Annotated in this window: 19 protein-coding genes; 7 read left to right on the top strand and 12 right to left on the bottom strand. The window is 75.5% G+C overall.

The genetic code is table 11. The features are described 5' to 3' along the window. Positions 1–49: 49 nt before the first annotated feature. Genes CELGI_RS15055 through CELGI_RS15030 form a run of 6 tightly spaced genes read right to left on the bottom strand, consistent with a single transcriptional unit; the run spans position 50 to position 5021 of the window. Complete coding sequence (locus tag CELGI_RS15055) at positions 50–1099, bottom strand: NAD(P)/FAD-dependent oxidoreductase (protein WP_013884997.1); 1050 nt, start codon at positions 1097–1099, stop codon at positions 50–52. After that, the gene (locus CELGI_RS15050; protein WP_013884996.1) at positions 1096–1620 is read right to left on the bottom strand and encodes an isoprenylcysteine carboxyl methyltransferase family protein; all 525 of its coding nucleotides are present in this window, start codon (positions 1618–1620) and stop codon (positions 1096–1098) included. The genes CELGI_RS15055 and CELGI_RS15050 overlap by 4 nt, the downstream gene beginning before the upstream one ends. After that, entirely contained in the window at positions 1617–2732 is a 1116-nt protein-coding gene (locus tag CELGI_RS15045; protein ID WP_013884995.1) for a type III polyketide synthase, read from the bottom strand. The genes CELGI_RS15050 and CELGI_RS15045 overlap by 4 nt, the downstream gene beginning before the upstream one ends. A 45-nt stretch (positions 2733–2777) precedes the next feature. Further along, entirely contained in the window at positions 2778–3602 is an 825-nt protein-coding gene (locus tag CELGI_RS15040) for a UbiA family prenyltransferase (protein WP_013884994.1), read from the bottom strand. A 49-nt stretch (positions 3603–3651) separates the two neighbouring features. Then, entirely contained in the window at positions 3652–4446 is a 795-nt protein-coding gene (locus CELGI_RS15035) for an SRPBCC family protein (RefSeq protein ID WP_013884993.1), read from the bottom strand. Beyond that, positions 4443–5021 carry an ArsR/SmtB family transcription factor gene (locus tag CELGI_RS15030; RefSeq protein ID WP_013884992.1) on the bottom strand — a complete coding sequence of 193 codons (579 nt, stop codon included), beginning with the start codon at positions 5019–5021 and terminating at the stop codon, positions 4443–4445. Before CELGI_RS15030 ends, CELGI_RS15035 begins: the two co-directional genes overlap by 4 nt. 89 nt (positions 5022–5110) lie before the next feature. Here CELGI_RS15030 and CELGI_RS15025 point away from each other — a divergent pair, with 89 nt between their 5' ends. Continuing rightward, positions 5111–6250, top strand: coding sequence for a low temperature requirement protein A (locus CELGI_RS15025; RefSeq protein ID WP_013884991.1), 1140 nt, complete (start codon positions 5111–5113; stop codon positions 6248–6250). 9 nt (positions 6251–6259) lie between these two features. Here the strand turns inward: CELGI_RS15025 and CELGI_RS15020 are convergent, their stop codons facing one another. The 3 genes from CELGI_RS15020 to CELGI_RS15010 form a co-directional block, all read right to left on the bottom strand. Then, positions 6260–7108 (bottom strand): SDR family oxidoreductase, encoded by an 849-nt coding sequence (locus tag CELGI_RS15020; RefSeq protein ID WP_013884990.1) that lies wholly within the window; start codon positions 7106–7108, stop codon positions 6260–6262. A gap of 69 nt (positions 7109–7177) precedes the next feature. Then, the gene (locus CELGI_RS15015) at positions 7178–8848 is read right to left on the bottom strand and encodes a TerD family protein (protein WP_013884989.1); all 1671 of its coding nucleotides are present in this window, start codon (positions 8846–8848) and stop codon (positions 7178–7180) included. Next, positions 8845–10053 carry a TerD family protein gene (locus CELGI_RS15010; protein WP_013884988.1) on the bottom strand — a complete coding sequence of 403 codons (1209 nt, stop codon included), beginning with the start codon at positions 10051–10053 and terminating at the stop codon, positions 8845–8847. Before CELGI_RS15010 ends, CELGI_RS15015 begins: the two co-directional genes overlap by 4 nt. 186 nt (positions 10054–10239) lie before the next feature. Between CELGI_RS15010 and CELGI_RS15005 the strand changes: the two genes are divergently transcribed. Together CELGI_RS15005 and CELGI_RS15000 are read left to right on the top strand one after the other, a co-directional pair. Further along, complete coding sequence (locus tag CELGI_RS15005; protein WP_013884987.1) at positions 10240–11814, top strand: OmpA family protein; 1575 nt, start codon at positions 10240–10242, stop codon at positions 11812–11814. Then, positions 11811–12401: an AAA family ATPase gene (locus CELGI_RS15000; RefSeq protein ID WP_013884986.1), complete on the top strand. Its 591-nt coding sequence runs from the start codon at positions 11811–11813 to the stop codon at positions 12399–12401. The genes CELGI_RS15005 and CELGI_RS15000 overlap by 4 nt, the downstream gene beginning before the upstream one ends. A 6-nt stretch (positions 12402–12407) precedes the next feature. Here CELGI_RS15000 and CELGI_RS14995 read toward each other — a convergent pair whose 3' ends face one another. Next, a complete protein-coding gene (locus CELGI_RS14995; protein ID WP_013884985.1) occupies positions 12408–12833 on the bottom strand; it encodes a rhodanese-like domain-containing protein in 426 nt (141 codons plus the stop codon). Between the two features lie 85 nt (positions 12834–12918). Here CELGI_RS14995 and CELGI_RS14990 point away from each other — a divergent pair, with 85 nt between their 5' ends. After that, positions 12919–13377 (top strand): Lrp/AsnC family transcriptional regulator, encoded by a 459-nt coding sequence (locus CELGI_RS14990; protein ID WP_013884984.1) that lies wholly within the window; start codon positions 12919–12921, stop codon positions 13375–13377. 53 nt (positions 13378–13430) lie between these two features. Here CELGI_RS14990 and CELGI_RS14985 read toward each other — a convergent pair whose 3' ends face one another. Beyond that, on the bottom strand, positions 13431–14399 hold the full coding sequence (locus CELGI_RS14985; protein WP_013884983.1) for a DUF5692 family protein: 969 nt from the start codon (positions 14397–14399) through the stop codon (positions 13431–13433). A gap of 202 nt (positions 14400–14601) precedes the next feature. Here CELGI_RS14985 and CELGI_RS14980 point away from each other — a divergent pair, with 202 nt between their 5' ends. The 3 genes from CELGI_RS14980 to CELGI_RS17790 are packed head-to-tail and all read left to right on the top strand — an operon-like array spanning position 14602 to position 16427. Beyond that, a complete protein-coding gene (locus tag CELGI_RS14980; protein WP_013884982.1) occupies positions 14602–15204 on the top strand; it encodes a TetR-like C-terminal domain-containing protein in 603 nt (200 codons plus the stop codon). 45 nt (positions 15205–15249) lie between these two features. Further along, positions 15250–15585: a GNAT family N-acetyltransferase gene (locus CELGI_RS17840; RefSeq protein ID WP_407636804.1), complete on the top strand. Its 336-nt coding sequence runs from the start codon at positions 15250–15252 to the stop codon at positions 15583–15585. Next, positions 15480–16427 carry a cold-shock protein gene (locus tag CELGI_RS17790; RefSeq protein WP_013884981.1) on the top strand — a complete coding sequence of 316 codons (948 nt, stop codon included), beginning with the start codon at positions 15480–15482 and terminating at the stop codon, positions 16425–16427. Before CELGI_RS17840 ends, CELGI_RS17790 begins: the two co-directional genes overlap by 106 nt. Before the next feature lie 15 nt (positions 16428–16442). On the opposite strand, the gene CELGI_RS14970 is transcribed toward CELGI_RS17790, so the two are convergent. Then, entirely contained in the window at positions 16443–17177 is a 735-nt protein-coding gene (locus CELGI_RS14970; RefSeq protein ID WP_041574226.1) for an alpha/beta fold hydrolase, read from the bottom strand. Positions 17178–17182 lie beyond the last annotated feature (5 nt).

Here is a 17182-nt window from a genome sequence, read left to right as displayed (position 1 = left end):
GTCGTCCGGTTCGCCCACACGTGCAAAAAACAAGTGCCGTCGTCAAGGGTCAGCGGGCCAGGCGTTCGACGACCGCGCCGAACACGCCGGGAAGGGTCGCGGCCAGCGGCACGATGCCGCCCCGCGCGGGCGAGGTCGCGGCGGCGACGAGGCCCGACGTGAGCACCCGGTAGTCGCGCGTCGCGCGGTTCCACGCCCGCTCGTAGCCCGCCGGGTCGTGCAGGTGCGCGACCGCCGCGGCGGCCTGCGCCAGCCCGACGCGCAGCCCCTCGCCCGTGAGCGCGTCGACGTAGCCCGACGCGTCGCCGACCAGCAGCACGCGGCCCGCCGTGCGCGCGGTGGTGCGCTGGCGCAGCGGCCCGGCCCCGCGCACCGGCCCGTCCGGCTCGGCGCCCGTGAGGCGCTCGGCCAGCGCGGGCAGCACGGAGAGCGTCGCGTCCAGGTCCGTGCGCGCCGGCCCGAGCACCGCGACCCCCACCAGGCCCGGACCGACCGGGGTCACGTACGCCTCCGCGTGCGGCGCCCAGTGGACCTCGACCAGGTCGCCCCACGGCGCGACCCGGTAGTGCCGGCGCAGCCCGTACCGGCGCCGGTCGGGTCCGCCCGATCGTCGTGCCCCGGCCTCGAGCCCGAGCATCCGCCGGACCGGCGAGTGCAGCCCGTCGCACGCCAGGACGTGCCGCGCACGCAGCCCGTCGACGACGACGCCGGACGCGTCCTGCCGCACGTCGGTGGCGCGCCGCGACACCGCCACCACACCCAGGGCCGCCGCGCGCCGCGCCAGCGCCGCATGCAGCACGGTGCGCCGCACCCCGCGCCCGACGCCGCCGGAGAACGCGTGCTCCACGCGCCGCCGCCCGCCCACGTACGCGATCCCCGCGAGCGCGTGCCCGGTCGGGTCCACGCCCAGCCGCGTCAGCGCCGCGAGAGTGCCCGGCATGAGCCCCTCGCCGCACGCCTTGTCCACCGGCCCCGCCCGCGGCTCGAGCACCACCACGGACAGGCCCGCGAGCCGGGCCTCGATCGCCGCCGCCAGTCCCACGGGTCCGCCGCCGACGACGAGCACGTCCGCGTCGACGTCGCCCGCCACCGGGCTCACGCCGCCCGCGAGTCGGCCAGTGCGCGCTCCTCGGCGGGGATCCGGAACCCGAGCAGCAGCACCGCGTTGAGCACCGTGAACGCGAGAGCCGTGACCCACGCGGTGTGCACGAGCGGGAGCGCGACGCCCTCCGCGACCACCGCGACGTAGTTCGGGTGCCGCAGCAGCCGGTAGGGGCCGCGGGCGACCAGCCCCAGGCCCGGGACCACGATGACGCGCGTGTTCCACTGCGGCCCGAGCACCCGGATGCACCACCAGCGCAGCGCTTGCGACGCGAGGACCACGACGAGTGCGGGCCACCCGAGCCACGGCAGGAACGGTCGGTCCGCGAGCACGGCCTCGGCCACGCACGCCACCAGCAGCCCGGTGTGCAGCGCGACCATCGCGGGGAAGTGGCCGCGTCCGCTCTCCCGGCCGCCGCGCGCGAAGGACCAGCGCGCGTGCCGGGCGGACACCACGAGCTCGGCGAGCCGTTCGAGCCCGGTCGCGACGACGAGCGCCACGTACAGCGTGAGGCTCATGCGGCGTGCCCCTGCCCGTCCGGCCAGCGCAGCGCGACGAGCTCGGCACCCACGCCCGGACCGAACGCGAGCGCCACACCCAGCGACCCCGGCGCTGCCGGGGAGCCGCCCGTGTCCATCGCATCCGCGAGCACGTGCAGGACCGACGCCGAGGACAGGTTGCCCGCACGCGCCAGGTTGGCCCACGAGCGCGTCAACGCACCGGCCGGCAGGTCGAGCGCCTCCTGCACGGCCTCGAGGATCTTCGGGCCGCCCGGGTGCACCAGCCACGCGCCCACGTCGTCCGGGACGGCGCCGATCGCCGTGAGGAGCGCCTTCGCGTCGTCGGCGACGTGGGCGCGGACCGCGTCGGGCAGGCCGCCCGAGAGCACGATCCGCAGCCCCGAGCCGCCCACCTGCCAGCCCAGCGCGTCGGACGTGCCCGGGTACAGCGCGCTGCGTGCGCCCAGCACCACGGGTGCGCGGTCCCACGCGTGCCGCGCCGCGGCGGCGCGGGGTGCCGGACGGTCGCGCCCCGCCATGACGACGGCCGCGCCGCCGTCACCGAACAGCCCGCCCGCGACGAGGTTGGCGGTCGAGTCGTCGTCACGCTGCAGCGTCAGCGAGCACAGCTCGACCGAGACCAGGACGGCCACCTGGTCGGGGTGCGCGGTCAGGTGGTCGTGCACGCGGGCCAGCCCGGCCGCGCCGCCCGCGCACCCGAGCCCGAAGCTCGGCAGCCGCGTCACGTCGGGCCGCAGGCCCAGGCGCTCGACGAGCATCGCGTCCATCGACGGTGCGCCGATCGTGGTGACCGACGTGAGCATCACGTGGTCGACGTCGTGCGGCTCGAGCCCCGCACCCGCCAACGCCGCGCGCACGGCCCGCTCCGCGAGGTCGAGCCCGCACGCCGTCGCCAGCGCGTTCGTCTCGTCGAACGAGCCCAGCGCCCCGTACCGGTCGAGCGGGAGCGCCAGGTGCCGCTGCTCCACGCCGCACGACGTGTGCAGGCGGGTCAGCAGCGCGCGCCGCGCGGGGTCGGCCGTGAGCAGTCCGGCCAGCTCGTCCGCGATCCGGGCCTGCGGGTAGACGTGGTCGGGGAGCACGGGGGCGACCGCCACGATCCGGGACATGTCGGGATCGTCGCACGCACCCGGCGGGCCCGCAGGGCCGGTGGCTCAGCCCGCGCCTACCAGCACCGCGACCGTCACGGCCGCGACCCCGATCGCCGCGAGGAACGGGTAGCGGCGTCCGGGCCGCCACGCCGCGACCCACGCCGCGCTCGCGGCCAGCCCCGCGGCGAGGCCGAGCGCGACGAGACCCGCACCGGTCGCACCGCCCGGGGTGCCGAGCACGACGAGAGCGGTCGCCCCGAGCAGGAGCGTGACCGCGGCGAGCGTCGTGGCACGCCGGCCGATCCGGTGGGGCAGGCCCAGGACCCCCGTCGCCGCGTCGTCCTCCAGGTCCGGCAGCACGTTCGCCAGGTGCGCGCCGACGCCCAGGAGGGCCGCCGCGGCCGTCGTCGTCACGGGCGCGACGTGCGGAGCGGCCAGCGCGAGCGTCGCGACCGAGGGCAGCAGCCCGAACGAGAACGCGTACGGCGCCCAGGACCACGGAGTGGCCTTGAGCCACGCGTTGTAGCTCCACGCCGACGCGACCGCGACCACGTGCACCGCCCCGGCGGGGACTCCGAGCGCGAAGGACAGCGCCACGCACGCGCCGGCGGCCACGAGAGCCGCGGTCCGGACCGTGCGCACCGTGAGGGCGCCGGCGGCGACGGGCTTGTCCGACCGGCCGACCGCGCGGTCCCGCGCCGCGTCGATCCAGTCGTTGGACCACCCGACCGAGAGCTGCCCGGCCAGCACCGCGAGCGCGACCTGCCCGGCCCGCCCCGCCGAGGCCCCGACGCCCCATGCGAACGCGCCCGCGAACGCGGTGACCGCCACGGTGGGCGGGGCGTGCGACGCACGCACGAGCGCAGCAGCGGTCCGCGCGAGCCCCATGCGGTCACCCTGCCACGCGGTCGGCGGACGCGCGGCCCGCGGGTGCGCGTCAGGACGGGCGCGGCAGGTCCTCGAGCCAGGACTGCCAGGCGGGCTGCTCGCGCTCCACGTGCTCGGCCGCCTCGGCGGAGAACAGGTAGGCCCGCACGCCCACCGCCGCCTGCCCGTCCCCCATCGCGTGCGCGTAGGCGTTGAGCATCCCGGGCACCGGGCCCGTGAGGCGGACCAGCGCCTGCCGCTCACCCACGCGTTCGACCGTCCCGGTCATGCCGCCGCGCAGCGCGGCGGGGGTGCCCTCGTCGCCCAGCGGCAGCGCGGCACGCAGGGCGGACCACAGCGTCGCGTCGTCGCCGGGGTGCGTCGCGGTGGCCTCGAGGAGCGTGGCGTCCTGGCCCGGGAACTGCGTGAGGTACAGGCGCAGGTTGTCGAAGTACGGCATCCAGCCGGGTCCCATGTCGTCCCAGAACTCCTGCTCCCACGCCGCGCCCCGGCCGAACCCGCTGGACGTGACGTGCACGACGCACGTGCCCCCGGACCGCGCCTCGACCAGGAACTCGGACGTCAGCGGGCTGACCGCGTCGGGCTCCTGGCCCATGAGCGCGGCCCAGTCCTCCTGGTAGGTCAGCCGGCGCGGCGGCTCCCACTGCGTGACGTGGCCGTCCGAGCCCATGCCTGGACCCATGCTGATGTGCAGCGCGCCGCCCTCGCGCTCCTCGATCCGCGTGGGCAGGAACCATGCGCTCATCCCCGCGCCCGTGGCGATCGCGTGCCAGACCTGCTCGGGCGTGCCCGGGACCTCGACGCTGAACGTCAGGCGGTACGGGACGGTGGGTGCGGTGGTCATGGCGTCTCCTCGGGTACGGGGTGGGCGGCGACGACGAGCCGGTGGGGGCGCCCGTCGTCGTGGTGGTAGCGGGCGGCCAGGTCCAGCACGGCCGCGGTGAGCTCGTCGGCGAACGCTGCGCGGTCGGCGGCCGAGCGGAAGCCGATCCGGGTGTCGATGGTCAGGGTGGGCAGACGCCCGCCGGACGCACCCGCGCGACGGGCCAGCGCGCCCACCTCCCGGACCACCCGGCCGGCCAGCGCGACGAGGTAGCCGGCCGAGAGGTGGTCGGCGGACGCGTCCGGATCGGCGGCTCCCGCGCTGACCGCGGCCGGTGACACGACGTACGACGACGCCGTGGCCCGCAGCACGCGTTCGGTGAGGCCGCCGTGCCGGCGCTCCTCGGCGAGCTCCACCAGGCCGTGCGCCTCGAGGGCGCGCAGGTGGTAGTTGACCTTCTGGCGGGTGATGCCCACGCGTGCCGCGAGACCGGCCGCCGACGACGGCCTCGCGAGCTCGCCGAGCAGGCGCGCCCGGACCGGGTCCAGCGCGGCCGCCGCCGCGTGGGCGTCCTCGATGACCTCGACGTCCTGCATGCGTCCACCGTCCCCTTGACAAGAGAATCTGTCAAGGGTTGGGCCCCCGATCCCGCCCGCGCAGCGGGCGGCGTTCGTACGATCGGCGCGTGACTGTCCCTCCGGGGGCCGCGGACGGCCACCCCGCCCACCGCGTGCGGCGGACCGCCGCACGCGCCTCGAGCCTCGAGCTGCTGCTCGACCTCGTCTTCGTGCTGACCGTCAGCCAGGTCGCGCGCGCGGTCGCGGTGGACCCCGGCGCGGTGACGGTCGGGCGGGCGGTGCTCGTCATGGCCGCCGTCTGGTGGATGTACGACGCGTACGTGTGGCTGACCAACCAGGCCGTGCCCGACACGACGCCGGTCCGCGTCCTGCTCGTGGCCGCGATGGCCGCGTTCCTGGTGGTCGCGCTCGCGATACCGGACCTGGTGCACGGCGGCTCGACCGTCCTGGGATGGGCCTACGTCGCCGCCGCGCTGATCCACGGCGGGCTGTTCATCGCGCTCGGCGGACCCACGAGCGCGCGCGTCATGACGCGCGTCATGCCGCTCAACGTCGCGATCGGCCTCGCCCTGGTGCTGGCGGGCCGCCTGCACGAGCCGGCGCCCGCGCTGCTGGCGGCGCCCCTGGTGCTCTGCGTGGTCGCCGCCGCGATCGCGGTCCGGTCTCCGTTCGACCTCGCGGGGGAGCACTTCGTCGAGCGCCACGGGCTGCTGATGATCATCGCGCTCGGGGAGTCGGTCGTCTCGCTCGGGGCGGCGGTCGGCGGGCACGGGCTCGAGGCCGCCACCGTGGGTGCGGCCGTGCTCGTCGTCGGCGTCGTGGCCGCGCTGTGGTGGTGCTACTTCTCGGGTGACGACGCGCGCGCCGCGCACGCGCTCGAGGCGGTCGAGCCGCGCCGACGCACCGCCGTGGCGCTGCGCGGCTTCTACCTGGACCACCTGGTCATGCTCGTCGGGCTCACGCTGCTCGGCTCGGGGCTGCACCACGCGCTCGAGGAGCCGCTGCACCGGCCCGAGCCCGCCGTCGCGTGGCTGGTCGGCGGCGGCGTGGCGCTGTTCCTGATCGGAGAGGCGGACTACCGGCGTGCGCTGCACCTGGGGCCGGCGCTCGGGCGGGGGCTCGCGGCGGCGGGCTGCCTCGCGCTCGCGGCGGCGCGTCCGCACGTGCTCGTGCTGCTGGGCGCGGTGGTGGTGGTCGTGGTGATCACCACCAGCACGGACGCCCGGGCCGGCGCGCGCGCCGCCTGAATCGGCCCGTCAGCCCACCCCGCGCAGGAGCTCGGCCAGGCTGGTCGGCCGGCGTCCGGTGATCCGCTCGACGTCGTGCGTGGGCTGCGCCATCACGCCGCTCGCGATCGCGGTGTACGTCGAGACCCACGCGTCGACCTGCCACCGCGGGGCGCCGTAGCCCGCGCGGGAGGTGTACGCCTCCTCGACCGTCTCGTCGTGGAACTCCACGTGCGTGCCGCGCACCTCGCCCACGATGCGCGCCACGTCGTCGAACGAGAGCGACTCCGGCCCGGTCAGGTCGTACGTACGGCCCGCGTGCGCCGCCGGCTCGGCGAGCACCGCGGCGGCGACCCGTGCGACGTCCGCGCGCGCCACCGCGGCGCACCGCCCGTCGCTTGCGGGGCCGCGGATCACGCCGTCCGGACCGACCATCTGCTCGAGGAAGTCCAGGTAGAGGTTGTCGCGCAGGAACGTCCAGGCCATGCCCGAGGCGCGCAGGTGCTGCTCGGTCGCGGCGTGGTCCCGGGCGAGCGTGAACGTCGCGTCGGGCGCCGCCGCGGCGAAGGACGTGTAGACCACATGGCGCACGCCGGCTCGTGCCGCGGCGTCGACGAACGTCGCGTGCTCGGCCACGCGCGTGGCGCTCTCGTGCGCCGAGACCATGAGCAGCACGTCCACGCCCCGCAGCGCGTCCGTGCTCAGCCCCGCATCCGCGTAGTCCACGCGAGCGACCGCGCTTCCTGCGGCCGGGGCGGGCAGACGCGGGCTCGCCGGATCCCGCGTGAGCATCCGCACCGGGAGCCCGTCCTGCTGCAGGAGCCGCACGACGAGGCCGCCCACGTGACCCGAGGCGCCGGTGACCGCGATCGTGCTCATGGACCCTCCCCGCATGCGCTGCCGTGACGCCCATGGTCGACCGCGCGGCGCGCACCGGCGCGCTGGCCGTCAGGGCCAGGTGGTTCCGGCAGCGGACCGCAGCACGCCGTCCAGCACGGTCACGTCCTCGGGGCCCGGGTCGGGCGTGTAGCGCCACGCGGTGCCCGTCCAGCCCTCGGCCAGGTGGTCGTCGGGCTCGAGCGGCAGGCGCAGGGACTCGCGGAACAGCCCGGTGATCAACGGGCTGCCGCTCAGCACCGGGCTGAGCTCACCCGTGAGGAGCACCTGCACGCCGGCCGAGGGCCCCTCGTCCACCAGGTAGCGCACGCGTCCGACGGCCGCGTCGTCCAGCGCGGTCGGGAAGTCGTGCACCACCAACAGGCGGTCCGCGGCACCGCCGTCCAGCGCGTCGAGCGCACCGGCCGAGCGGGCCATCTGGACCAGGTCCACGCGGCGCACCAGCGAGTCGAGCACCTCACCCGCCGCGGCCACCGACGTGGCCGCCGGGCTGGTCATCACGCGGCTGCCCGGCTGCGCGAGCGCACCGAGGGCGGGCGCCAGGCCCCCGCCCAGGTCGATCACGAGCAGCTCGAGCCCGCCCGCCGGGTACGCGGCGAGCAGGCGGGTGACCAGCGCACGTGTGACGCGCACGGCCTCGGCCTCGGCACCCGACGCCGTGTCGACCCACAGCGGGCGCGGCAGCGGCACGGGCACGAGCATCGGGAAGCGCAGCCACGGCGCCTCCTCCACGTGCAGGTCGCCGACGCGCACGGCCGGCGCGTGCTGCTCGGGCGGGCGCCACCCCTGCCACGCACCGGCCGCCCACGGCGCCATCGCGGCCGGCAGCCGGCGCTCGTACTCCGCGAGCTCGCTCGCGAGCTGGCGCAGGTCGTCGTCGTGCCGCTCACGCGCGCGCCCGACGAGGTCGGCGTGGTCCCGCTCCGCGGCCGCGGCCGCACGTTCGTGCTCGGGGCCGTGGCGCAGCCGGGGGTCCGCGACGATCTCCGCCAGGGCCTGCTCGCGCCGGGCGTCGGCGTACCCCACGCTCGACCTCAGCGCGGCCGTGGAGCGTGCGGCGTCCTCGAAGATCGCGGTGGACTGACGCAGCAGGCGCTCGCCGTCGCTGGTGCCGGGCGGCAGCGGCCCCGCGGGTGCGTCGGCGGGTCCGGGGGTGGGTGACCGGTCCGGGCGCGGGGCCGGAGGCGGGCCGGCCACGGGGCTCGCCGGTGCCTCGTCGTGCACCTCGACGCCGTGCGCGGTGACGGCCTGCGCGAGCCCGCCGTCGTACCCCTGCCCCACGGCGCGCACCTTCCACGCGGGCCCGCGGCGGTACACCTCGACGGCGACGACCGCGCGCTCGCTGGTCAGGCCCGTGAGCGTGAACCGCGCGCGCTCGGCGCCGTCCGGACCGCGCAGCACCGCCGTGACCGGCGGCAACGCCCCCAGCGGGGGGCGGTCCGGGTCCACGCTCACCACGCACAGCACGGCCTGGACCCGGGCGGGGACGGCCGCGAGGTCGAGGCGGACGCGCGCCGGGGTGCCGGCCTCGAGCGTCGCGCCCGGTGCGGCCGGCTGGTTGTAGAACACGAAGTCGTCGGAGGACGCGACCCGGTGCTGCCCGTCCACCAGCAGCGCCGAGACGTCGCAGTCCGCGACCGCGGACCCGCTCACCTCGACCAGCACGGCCGCGTCGGGCCACGCCGCGTTCTGGCCCTTGGCGAGCTCGAGCGGTGAGCTCACCCCAGGTACCGGATGAGCGCCGGGATCGCGTCCGAGGGCGTGCGGGCCTGGATGCCCTCACCCACGGCCTGCAGCTTCCACGCCGAGCCCTGCCGGTACACGCGGGCCATGATCATCCCGGTGTGCGGCATGCCGCCCGCGAGCGTGTAGCGCGCCAGCTCGGCGCCCGTGGTGTGGTCCACCAGTCGGCAGAACGCGTTCTGGACCTGCTCGAACGTGTGCCCCTCGTACGAGCTCACGACGAGCATCACGCTCGTCACGTGCACGGGGACGCGCGTGAGGTCGATGAGGATCGTCTCGTCGTCGCCGTCGCCCTCACCCGTGCGGTTGTCGCCGGTGTGCTGCACCGAGCCGTCGCGCGTGCGCAGGTTGTTGTAGAACGCGACGTCCACCGGCTCGGTGCCCGCGAGCAGCACCGCAGAGGCGTCGAGGTCGATCTCCACCTCGCGGCTGCCGAACATCCCGCGCTTGCGCACGGGGTCCCACCCCAGGCCCATGCGGACCATGGTGAGCGCGACCCCGCCGTCCTTGGTCAGCGTGACCTTCTGACCCTTGGACAGGCTGACGGGACGCGCCTTGGTGAGCTGCACCTCGGCCGGCTCGGCGGGTGCGGCCGGCGCGGGAGGCGGCGCTGCGGGGGCGGGCGCGACCGGCGTAGGCGGCACGGGTGCCGCGACCGGTGCCGGTGCGGGAGGGGGCGGAGCGTCCTCGACGCTCACGCCGTGGTCCGTGATCAGGTCCGCGAGCCCGCCCGCGTAGCCCTGACCGACGGCGCGCACCTTCCACGCACCCGCGCGCCGGTACACCTCGAGCGCGACGACGATGCTCTCGGTGGTCAGCCCCGTCATGGGGAACGCGAACAGCGGTGTGCCGGCGTCGTCGCTCACGTGCGCGACGGGCTGCCCGATGCCGCCGAACGTCGCGGACGCGTCGTCGAGGCTCGTGACCAGGCGGACCGCGTGCACGTCGGCCGGGACGGCGGCCAGGTCCACCTCGACGCGCCAGGCCTGCCCGGCGGTCGGCTGCACGCACCGGACACCCGGTCCGGTCGGCTGGTTGTAGAACACGAAGTCGGCATCGGTGCGCACCTTGCCGTCCTCGGTGACGAGCAGCGCCGAGAGGTCGGCGGGAGCCGGCACGTCGACCGTGAGCGTGACGCGGGATGCGTGGAGCGGGGCGTTCGTCCCCTTGGTGAGCTGGTCCACCGGGATCCTTCCGTGGGTCGCCGGCCGGTCTGCCGGCCCGTCCGGGGCGAATGTACCGGCCGCGGCTGACGCGACGACGGCGTTCGCGGCACCGTCCCGAGGGGCGGTCACCGACGCCGCAGGGCCCCGCGGTCCGGGCCCCGCCGGTAGCGTGTGCGGCTCGTCGCCCGACCCGAGGAGCCCGTGATGCGCCGCCCGCTCGTCCTCACCCTGGCTGCCGCGCTGTGTGTCGCCCTGCTCGTCGGGTGCGACGCGGCCGACGAGCCCGCTCCCGGACCGGACGCGTCGTCGACACCCGCACCGGGTCCCGACCCGACGCAGCCGGCGGCCACCACGACGCTCCACCTCGCGGGTGCGGACGTGCAGGTCGACGTGCTGCCGGTGGTCCGGGTGGGCGAGCACGCGGTCCTGACGCTCGACCTCACGATGCCGGAGACGGGCGGGGACCCGGCGTTCCTCGCGTCGGCACTCGGCGGCACCGGTGTGCTGCGGCTCCCGTCGCTCGCGGGGCTCCGCCTCGTGGACCTCGAGCGCGACGTGGTGCACACCGTCGCGGTCGACACCGAGGGCGACGCCGTCACGTCGGGTCATGACTTCATCGCGCTCGACCCGGGGACGACGATGCGGCTGCAGACCGCGTACGCGGCGCCGCCTGCGGGCTCTGGCTCGATCGGCGTGTTCGTGCCCGGCGGGCCCTACGTGCCCGCGGTCCCCGTGGTGGACGGCGAGCTCCCACCGCTCGACCTGCCCGGCGAGCAGGTCGTGGACCCGACCGCGCCCCTGGACCTGGGGAGGGTGGCCGAGGCGCCCGTGGCCGAGCTGGAGGCCTTCACCGCCGAGCTCGAGGGCGCGGTCGAGACGCTCACCAGCACCGAGGAGGTCCGGGTCACGCTGGGGGCCGACGTGCTGTTCGCGGTCGACTCGGCGGAGCTCACGAGCCGGGCGCGCGACGCGCTCGACGCCGCGGCGGCGCACCTGGCGGACCGCGAGCCCGGGACCGTCCTGGTGGTGGGGCACACGGACGACGTCGCGAGCGACGCCTACAACCAGGAGCTCTCGGAGCGTCGTGCCGCCGCGGTCGCGGCCGAGCTCGGGCGCCGGATCGACACCACGCGCTTCACGCTGCGGACGGAGGGCCGGGGCGAGGCCGAGCCCGTCGTCGCGAACACCGACGACGAGGCGCGCGCCCGCAACCGGCGCGTCACCGTGACCCTGACGTCGACCACCACGACGACCACGGAGGTCACCACGAAGGGCGAGCTGCCCCCGTTCGAGGGGCCGGTGGGCACCGGCGAGGAGGGCGTCGTCGTCGACAGCGCCGGGCGGTACCGCATCACGGCACCGCAGGCCCGCCTGGTGGACGGGCACGTCGTCGTGGACCTGCGGATCGAGCCGCTCGACGAGGGCGCGCGTGCCGGCGTGGCGTTCCTGTCCGGCGTGTGGCACTACCGCGGTGACGCGTGGACCGTGCAGCGCTCGGCGTCGGGCCTGGTGATGCTGCGCGGCGGGACCGCGGTCTACCCGACCGACCACCTGGCGGGCGTGAGCGATGACGGGCACGAGCAGTGGCTCCCGCTCGCGGACCTGGAGACGCTCGGCGTCCTGACCGGACCGCGCACGTTCAGCGTGGTCTACCCCGACGTCGGACCGCTCGACGAGGTCGCCGTGCAGGTGGGCGCCGCGCTCGGTGTCGAGCCCTTCAGGCTCACGGACATCCCGGTCCGACCCGTCGAGCAGGGCCAGGCGCAGACGAGCCGGTGACGCCAGACGTGCGAGAAGTCGTCGACCGGGTGCTCGACGGGCTGCCCGCCCGGGGCCGGGCGCTCGTGGCGATCGACGGGATCGGTGCGAGCGGCAAGAGCACGTTCGCCGGCGCGCTCGTCGAGCACGTCGCACCGCGCGCGGTGGCGCTGCTGCACGCCGACGACTTCTTCCGCCCCGCCGACGTCCGGCACGCGCGCGGCCGGTTCTCGCCGGAGGGGTTCTGGCTCGACACGTACGACCACGACCGGCTGACGGCCGCCGTGCGGCGGGCGGGCGCCGACGGCACGCTCGTCGTGGTGGAGGGGACGTTCCTGCTGCGCGACGAGCTCGTCGGCCTGTGGGACCGCTCGGTGTACCTGGACGTGCCGTTCGCCGTGGCGCGCGAGCGGATGCGGCGCCGGGGCGGTCTCGACGAGTCCGTCGCCGACCTGCTGCTGGATCGGTACGAGGGCGCGCAGCGGATCTACCACGCGCTCGCGCGACCGTGGGAGCGGGCGTCGGTCGTCGTCGACACCACCGAGCCCGCCCGCCCCCGCGTGATCGACCCGTCGCTCGCGCACGCGGCAGGTCGATCACGCGGGTGAGGCAGGTCAAGCCGGCGCGGTCAGCGGGTCGGGGTCGCGGCGCGTGCGGCCGTCGTCGGTCACGGTCGCGAAGCCCTCGCGCACCCAGTACTCGTACCCGCCGATGAGCTCGCGCACGCGCGTGTAGCCGAGCTCGGCCAACGCGTACGCACCCCACGTGCTGCCGTTGCAGCCGGGACCCCAGCAGTACACGACCACCTCGGCGTCGAGGTCCGGGAGCACCTCGTGCACGCGGGCCGAGAGCTCGGCGCCCGGGACGTGGACGGCTCCGGGGATCCGCCCCTGCCGCCAGCCCTCGGCGGAGCGGACGTCGACGACGACGGGCCCGCGGCCGGCCGCGCGGTCGGCGGCCAGGTCGGCCGGGTCGGTCTCGTACAGGAGCTTGGCGGCGTAGAAGTCGCGGGCGGTGATCGAGGTCTGCATGGGTCCCATCGAACGCGGGCCCGTGCGCCGCGACCACGGGCGATGCGCGGCGATCCGGGCCTGCGGGCGTGGATCCGCCGGTATCTTCCGACCTGTGCCGCCGATCTCACGCCTCGAGCTCGACACGACCGATCACCGCATCCTCGAGCAGCTGCAGCGCGACGGAAGGCTGAGCGTCGCGGACCTCGCGCGTGCGATCAGCCTGTCGCCCAGCGCGACCGCCGACCGCGTGCGGCGGCTCACCGATGCGGGCGTCATCACCGGGTACACCGCGACGGTCGACCCCGAGGCGCTGGGCTACCCGATCATGGCGTTCGTCCGGCTGGCGTACCCGTCGGGCAACTACCGCCCGTTCCACGACCTGGTCGCCACCACGCCGGAGATCGTCGAGGCGCACCACGTCACGGGTGTCGACTGCTTCGTCATCAAGGTGATCGCCCGGTCCATGAGCGACCTCGAGCGCATCACCGGCAAGCTCGCGACGCTCGGCGGCATCACCACGAGCGTCGTGTACTCGACCACGGTCCCGCGCCGGAACCTCCTGCCCGCCTGACGCGGACGGCCCGGCCGCGGCGCCCGGGCAGGGACGCCGCGACCGGGACCGGGTCAGGCGTGGGCGAGCGGCTGCTCGGCGCGCGTGGCGGCGGCCGCGGGCAGCGGGGCGTTGGCCTCGAGCACCTCGCGGTACGGGCGCAGGTGCGTGAACAGCTCGTCGCGCAGCGGGTTGCGGCGGCGCGTGACGATGGTGCGCACCTGGTAGACCGCGACGGCCACGTTGGCCGCGAGCGAGAGTGCGGAGACCACGAACAGCGCGGTCTCGTCGTGCGAGGACTGGACGGAGAACTGCGACGTCGTGACGAACGCGGGGACCGCCATCGTGAACATCATCCACAGCGCGAGCGTGTGTGCGCGGTGCTGCAGCCAGGCGCCCTTCTTGAGGAAGAACGCGGGGATGGTGCAGGAGATCAGGAGCGCCGCACCGGCGTAGAACGCGTGGTCGCCGACGCAGTTGTAGACGTACGCGAAGTTCCACAGGTCGTAGGCGATGATCCAGAACCACAGCATGTCGGGCCAGATCATGTCCTTGGACTTGTCCCGCGAGACGATGATCCCGGCCCAGCCGCAGATGGTGAGCGCGTTGAGGATGCCCGCGATGCCGTTCATGTAGTTCCACGGGCCGCCCACCATGAACACGCCGTCATGCATGCCCTGCAGGCCCGCGACCTGGAAGTCGCGGATGACGGCCTCGCAGATGTTGATGGCGAGGATCAGCGCGGGGAACAGCAGCATCCAGCGGTTCTTGGCCAGCTTGTCCACGTACCGCAGCAGCATGAAGCCCAGGCAGCCCGCGAGCGCCGAGTACACCTTGACCCAGTGGAACCAGGTGCCGGTCGAGGAGCCCTCGCCCGCGGTGGACGGCCAGACGAACAGCGTGAGGAACAGCGGCAGCGCGACGAAGAACGCGATCCCGGCCCACTTCCAGCGGCGCGTGACCTCGTTCAGGACGATGAGGGCGCCGAGGACGACGAACCACATCGCCCACGACTCCCACGGGATGGAGTCGAACAAGAACATCGCGACCTCCTCGCGGACGGCCCGTGGCCGGCATGGCTCCGGGGGTGCTCCGACGGTAGGAAGGCGGTCCGCGGCGGTCACTGGACACCGGTCCGGATGTGTCCAGAGCTGGGCGTCGGCGGGCTCGTCGTCGTGGCCGGCCACGGCCGCTCGGGGACCTTGGGCCTACGCCAGGAGGGTGCGGCGCTCCGTTGAGACAAGGGTGAGCGACGACGAGGGCCAGGACGCGCGGCGGGCCGACGCGCGCGACGCGCTCGCGGCCGCGCTCAAGGCGCGTCTGCTCACCGAGCCGTTCGCCCGCGTCACCGTCACGCACCTGACACGCGACTGCGGCCTGACGCGGCAGGCGTTCTACTACCACTTCCACGACGTCCAGGACCTGGCCGCGTGGGTCTTCGAGACCGAGGTCGCCGAGCAGGTGCGGCTGCTGGCGAGCCACGACGCGTGGGCGGACGGCCTGGTGCGCCTCATGGGGTACTTGCGGGAGAACCGCTCGTCGACCACCGCGGTGCTCGAGGGGCTGGGCCGTGCGGGGCTCGAGCGCTTCCTGTTCCTGCAGATGCGGCCCGTGACCGCCGCGGTGGTCCAGGAGGTCGGCGGGGGCGGGCCCGCGAGCCCGGTCCACCGCGCGCTCGTCGTCGACTTCTACACCTCGGCCGTGCTGGCCGTGGTGCTGCGGTGGGTCTCGCAGGGCATGGTCGAGGACCCGTACCGGCTGGTGGGGGACGTGGAGCTCATGCTGCACGGTGCGGTGCAGGAGTCGGTCGCGCGGCTCGACGCGCGGGGCCGGCGCACGCAGGCCTGAGGAGTCAGCGCGGCGTCCGGTGCGGGTTCCGGCATCCTGACCGCCGTGGGCACGTACCTGGAGACCGATCGCGTGGTCCTGCGCCCGTTCCGCGCCGACGACGCGGACCTGCTGATCGAGCTCGACAGCGACCCGGAGGTGATGCGCTACCTCTCGGGCGGCGAGCCGACCGACCCGGACGTGCGCGCCCCCGGCGTGATGCGCGGGTCGGGCACGGGCGCTCCGGTCGGGGACACTGGGAGGCTGCAGCACCGCCCGCCGATCAAGGAGTCACCGTGCCCCAGGGAACCGTCCGCTGGTTCGACGCCGAACGAGGGTTCGGCTTCCTCGCGTTCGACGACGGGTCCGACGACCTGTTCGTCCACGCGTCCGAGGTGGTGAACGACGACGGCTCGAACCTCCTGCGCGAGGGCCAGGCCGTGGAGTTCGAGGTGGGCGAGGGTGCGCGCGGACCGCAGGCCCGCCGCGTCCGGGTCACGGGCGACCACGCGGCCGACGCCCCGGTGGGCGTGCTCGGCACGGTCTCCTGGTACGAGCCCGGCAAGGGCTACGGCTTCGTCACGCCCGACGGTGGTGGCGCGGAGATCTTCGTGCACAGCTCGGCCATCGTCGTCGGCGGCGTGATCACCGAGGGTCAGCGGGTTGCGTTCCTGGTGGTCGAGGGAGAGAAGGGCCCGCAGGCGGACCACCTGCTGCCGCTGGGCGCCGACGCGGGCCGCCAGGCCGCGTCGGACGGCGCCGACGGCACCGTGACCTGGTACGACGCGGAGAAGGGCTTCGGGTTCGTGACGCCCGACGCGGGGGGCGAGGACGTGTTCGCGCACGCCAGTGCGCTCGCGGGCGGTGCGACCGAGCTGGTCGAGGGCGACCGCGTGACGTTCGACGTCGCCGAGAGCGACCGCGGGCCGCAGGCGCGCAACGTGCGCCTGGTGCGCGGCCACGGCCACCGGTCGGCTCCGGCGCGCGGTCGCGCCGGGCACGGTGGCCGCCCGGCACCGGGGCGCCGGTCGGACGCCCCGGCCCGGGGTGGCGAGGGAGTGGTGGTGCGGTACGACGACGAGCGCGGCTTCGGCTTCATCGCCCCCGACGCGGGCGGCGACGACCTGTTCGTGCACGTCTCGGTCATCCGCGGCGGTGAGGTCCTCGAGGAGGGTGACCGCGTCCGGTTCAAGGTCCGGCAGAGCGACCGGGGTCCGCAGGCGGACGCGGTCGAGCTGCTCTGACCGCGCCGCCGACGGTCAGCTCCCGGCCGCCGCGAGCACCTCGGCGAGGTCGGCCGGGCGGCTGACCATGGGCCAGTGCCACGTCGGGAGCTCGACGTAGGTCCAGTCACCGTCGACCATGTGCGCGAAGGTCGGCGCGTGCGGCGCCATCTGCCGCAGGCCCTCCAGCGTGAAGCTGCACAGCACCCCGGTGCGGGGCAGGTGCGCCCATGCGCCGGTGAGGGCCACGGGCTGCGTGGCCGTGCGCCACGGCTGCGCCTGGGACCCGGCGGTCAGCGCGGCCACGGCCTCGTCGTCGACCCCGGCCACGCCCGCGGCCAGCGCGCCCCACGGCGGCGGCGGGAGCCGCCAGCCGTCGCCGGCCTCGACGAGCGCCTCGTTGGCCGTGCGCGCCTCAGGACCGTCGAAGTCGGCCTGCGCCATGCCGTCGGGCAGCGGACCGGAGTCCACGTAGACCAGGCGCGCGATGCGCTCCGGCACGCGATCGGCCGCACCGGTCGCCACGAGGGCGCCGTAGCTGTGGCCGACCAGGACGACGTCGTGCAGGTCCTGCTGCTCGAGCAGGTGCACCACGTCGTCGACGTGCGTGGACAGGTCGGTCTCGCGCGACGCGAGGTCGGCGCGCTCGCCCATGCCGGTGAGGTCGACGGCGTGCACGGTGTGGCCCTGGGAGCGCAACGCGTCGGTGACGGGGCGCCAGACCTGCGCGCCGAGCCAGAAGCCGGGGATGAGGACGTAGGTGGTGGTCATGACGG

Origin of the sequence: Cellulomonas gilvus ATCC 13127 (assembly GCF_000218545.1) — a bacterium.
In the GTDB taxonomy this organism is placed as follows: domain Bacteria; phylum Actinomycetota; class Actinomycetes; order Actinomycetales; family Cellulomonadaceae; genus Cellulomonas; species Cellulomonas gilvus.
The sequence above is the reverse complement of the archived record's forward strand: the minus strand, read 5'-3'. Positions and strand labels throughout refer to the sequence as shown.

Excerpts from the sequence above, each read along its gene's own strand:
- CELGI_RS15045 (WP_013884995.1), bottom strand. The coding sequence starts at position 2,732 with ATGTCCCGGATCGTGGCGGTCGCCCCCGTGCTCCCCGACCACGTCTAC.
- CELGI_RS15005 (WP_013884987.1), top strand. The coding sequence starts at position 10,240 with ATGCGCCGCCCGCTCGTCCTCACCCTGGCTGCCGCGCTGTGTGTCGCC.
- CELGI_RS15020 (WP_013884990.1), bottom strand. The coding sequence starts at position 7,108 with ATGAGCACGATCGCGGTCACCGGCGCCTCGGGTCACGTGGGCGGCCTC.
- CELGI_RS15040 (WP_013884994.1), bottom strand. The coding sequence starts at position 3,602 with ATGGGGCTCGCGCGGACCGCTGCTGCGCTCGTGCGTGCGTCGCACGCC.
- CELGI_RS14985 (WP_013884983.1), bottom strand. The coding sequence starts at position 14,399 with ATGTTCTTGTTCGACTCCATCCCGTGGGAGTCGTGGGCGATGTGGTTC.
- CELGI_RS15030 (WP_013884992.1), bottom strand. The coding sequence starts at position 5,021 with ATGCAGGACGTCGAGGTCATCGAGGACGCCCACGCGGCGGCGGCCGCG.
- CELGI_RS14995 (WP_013884985.1), bottom strand. The coding sequence starts at position 12,833 with ATGGGACCCATGCAGACCTCGATCACCGCCCGCGACTTCTACGCCGCC.
- CELGI_RS15050 (WP_013884996.1), bottom strand. The coding sequence starts at position 1,620 with ATGAGCCTCACGCTGTACGTGGCGCTCGTCGTCGCGACCGGGCTCGAA.
- CELGI_RS15035 (WP_013884993.1), bottom strand. The coding sequence starts at position 4,446 with ATGACCACCGCACCCACCGTCCCGTACCGCCTGACGTTCAGCGTCGAG.
- CELGI_RS14970 (WP_041574226.1), bottom strand. The coding sequence starts at position 17,177 with ATGACCACCACCTACGTCCTCATCCCCGGCTTCTGGCTCGGCGCGCAG.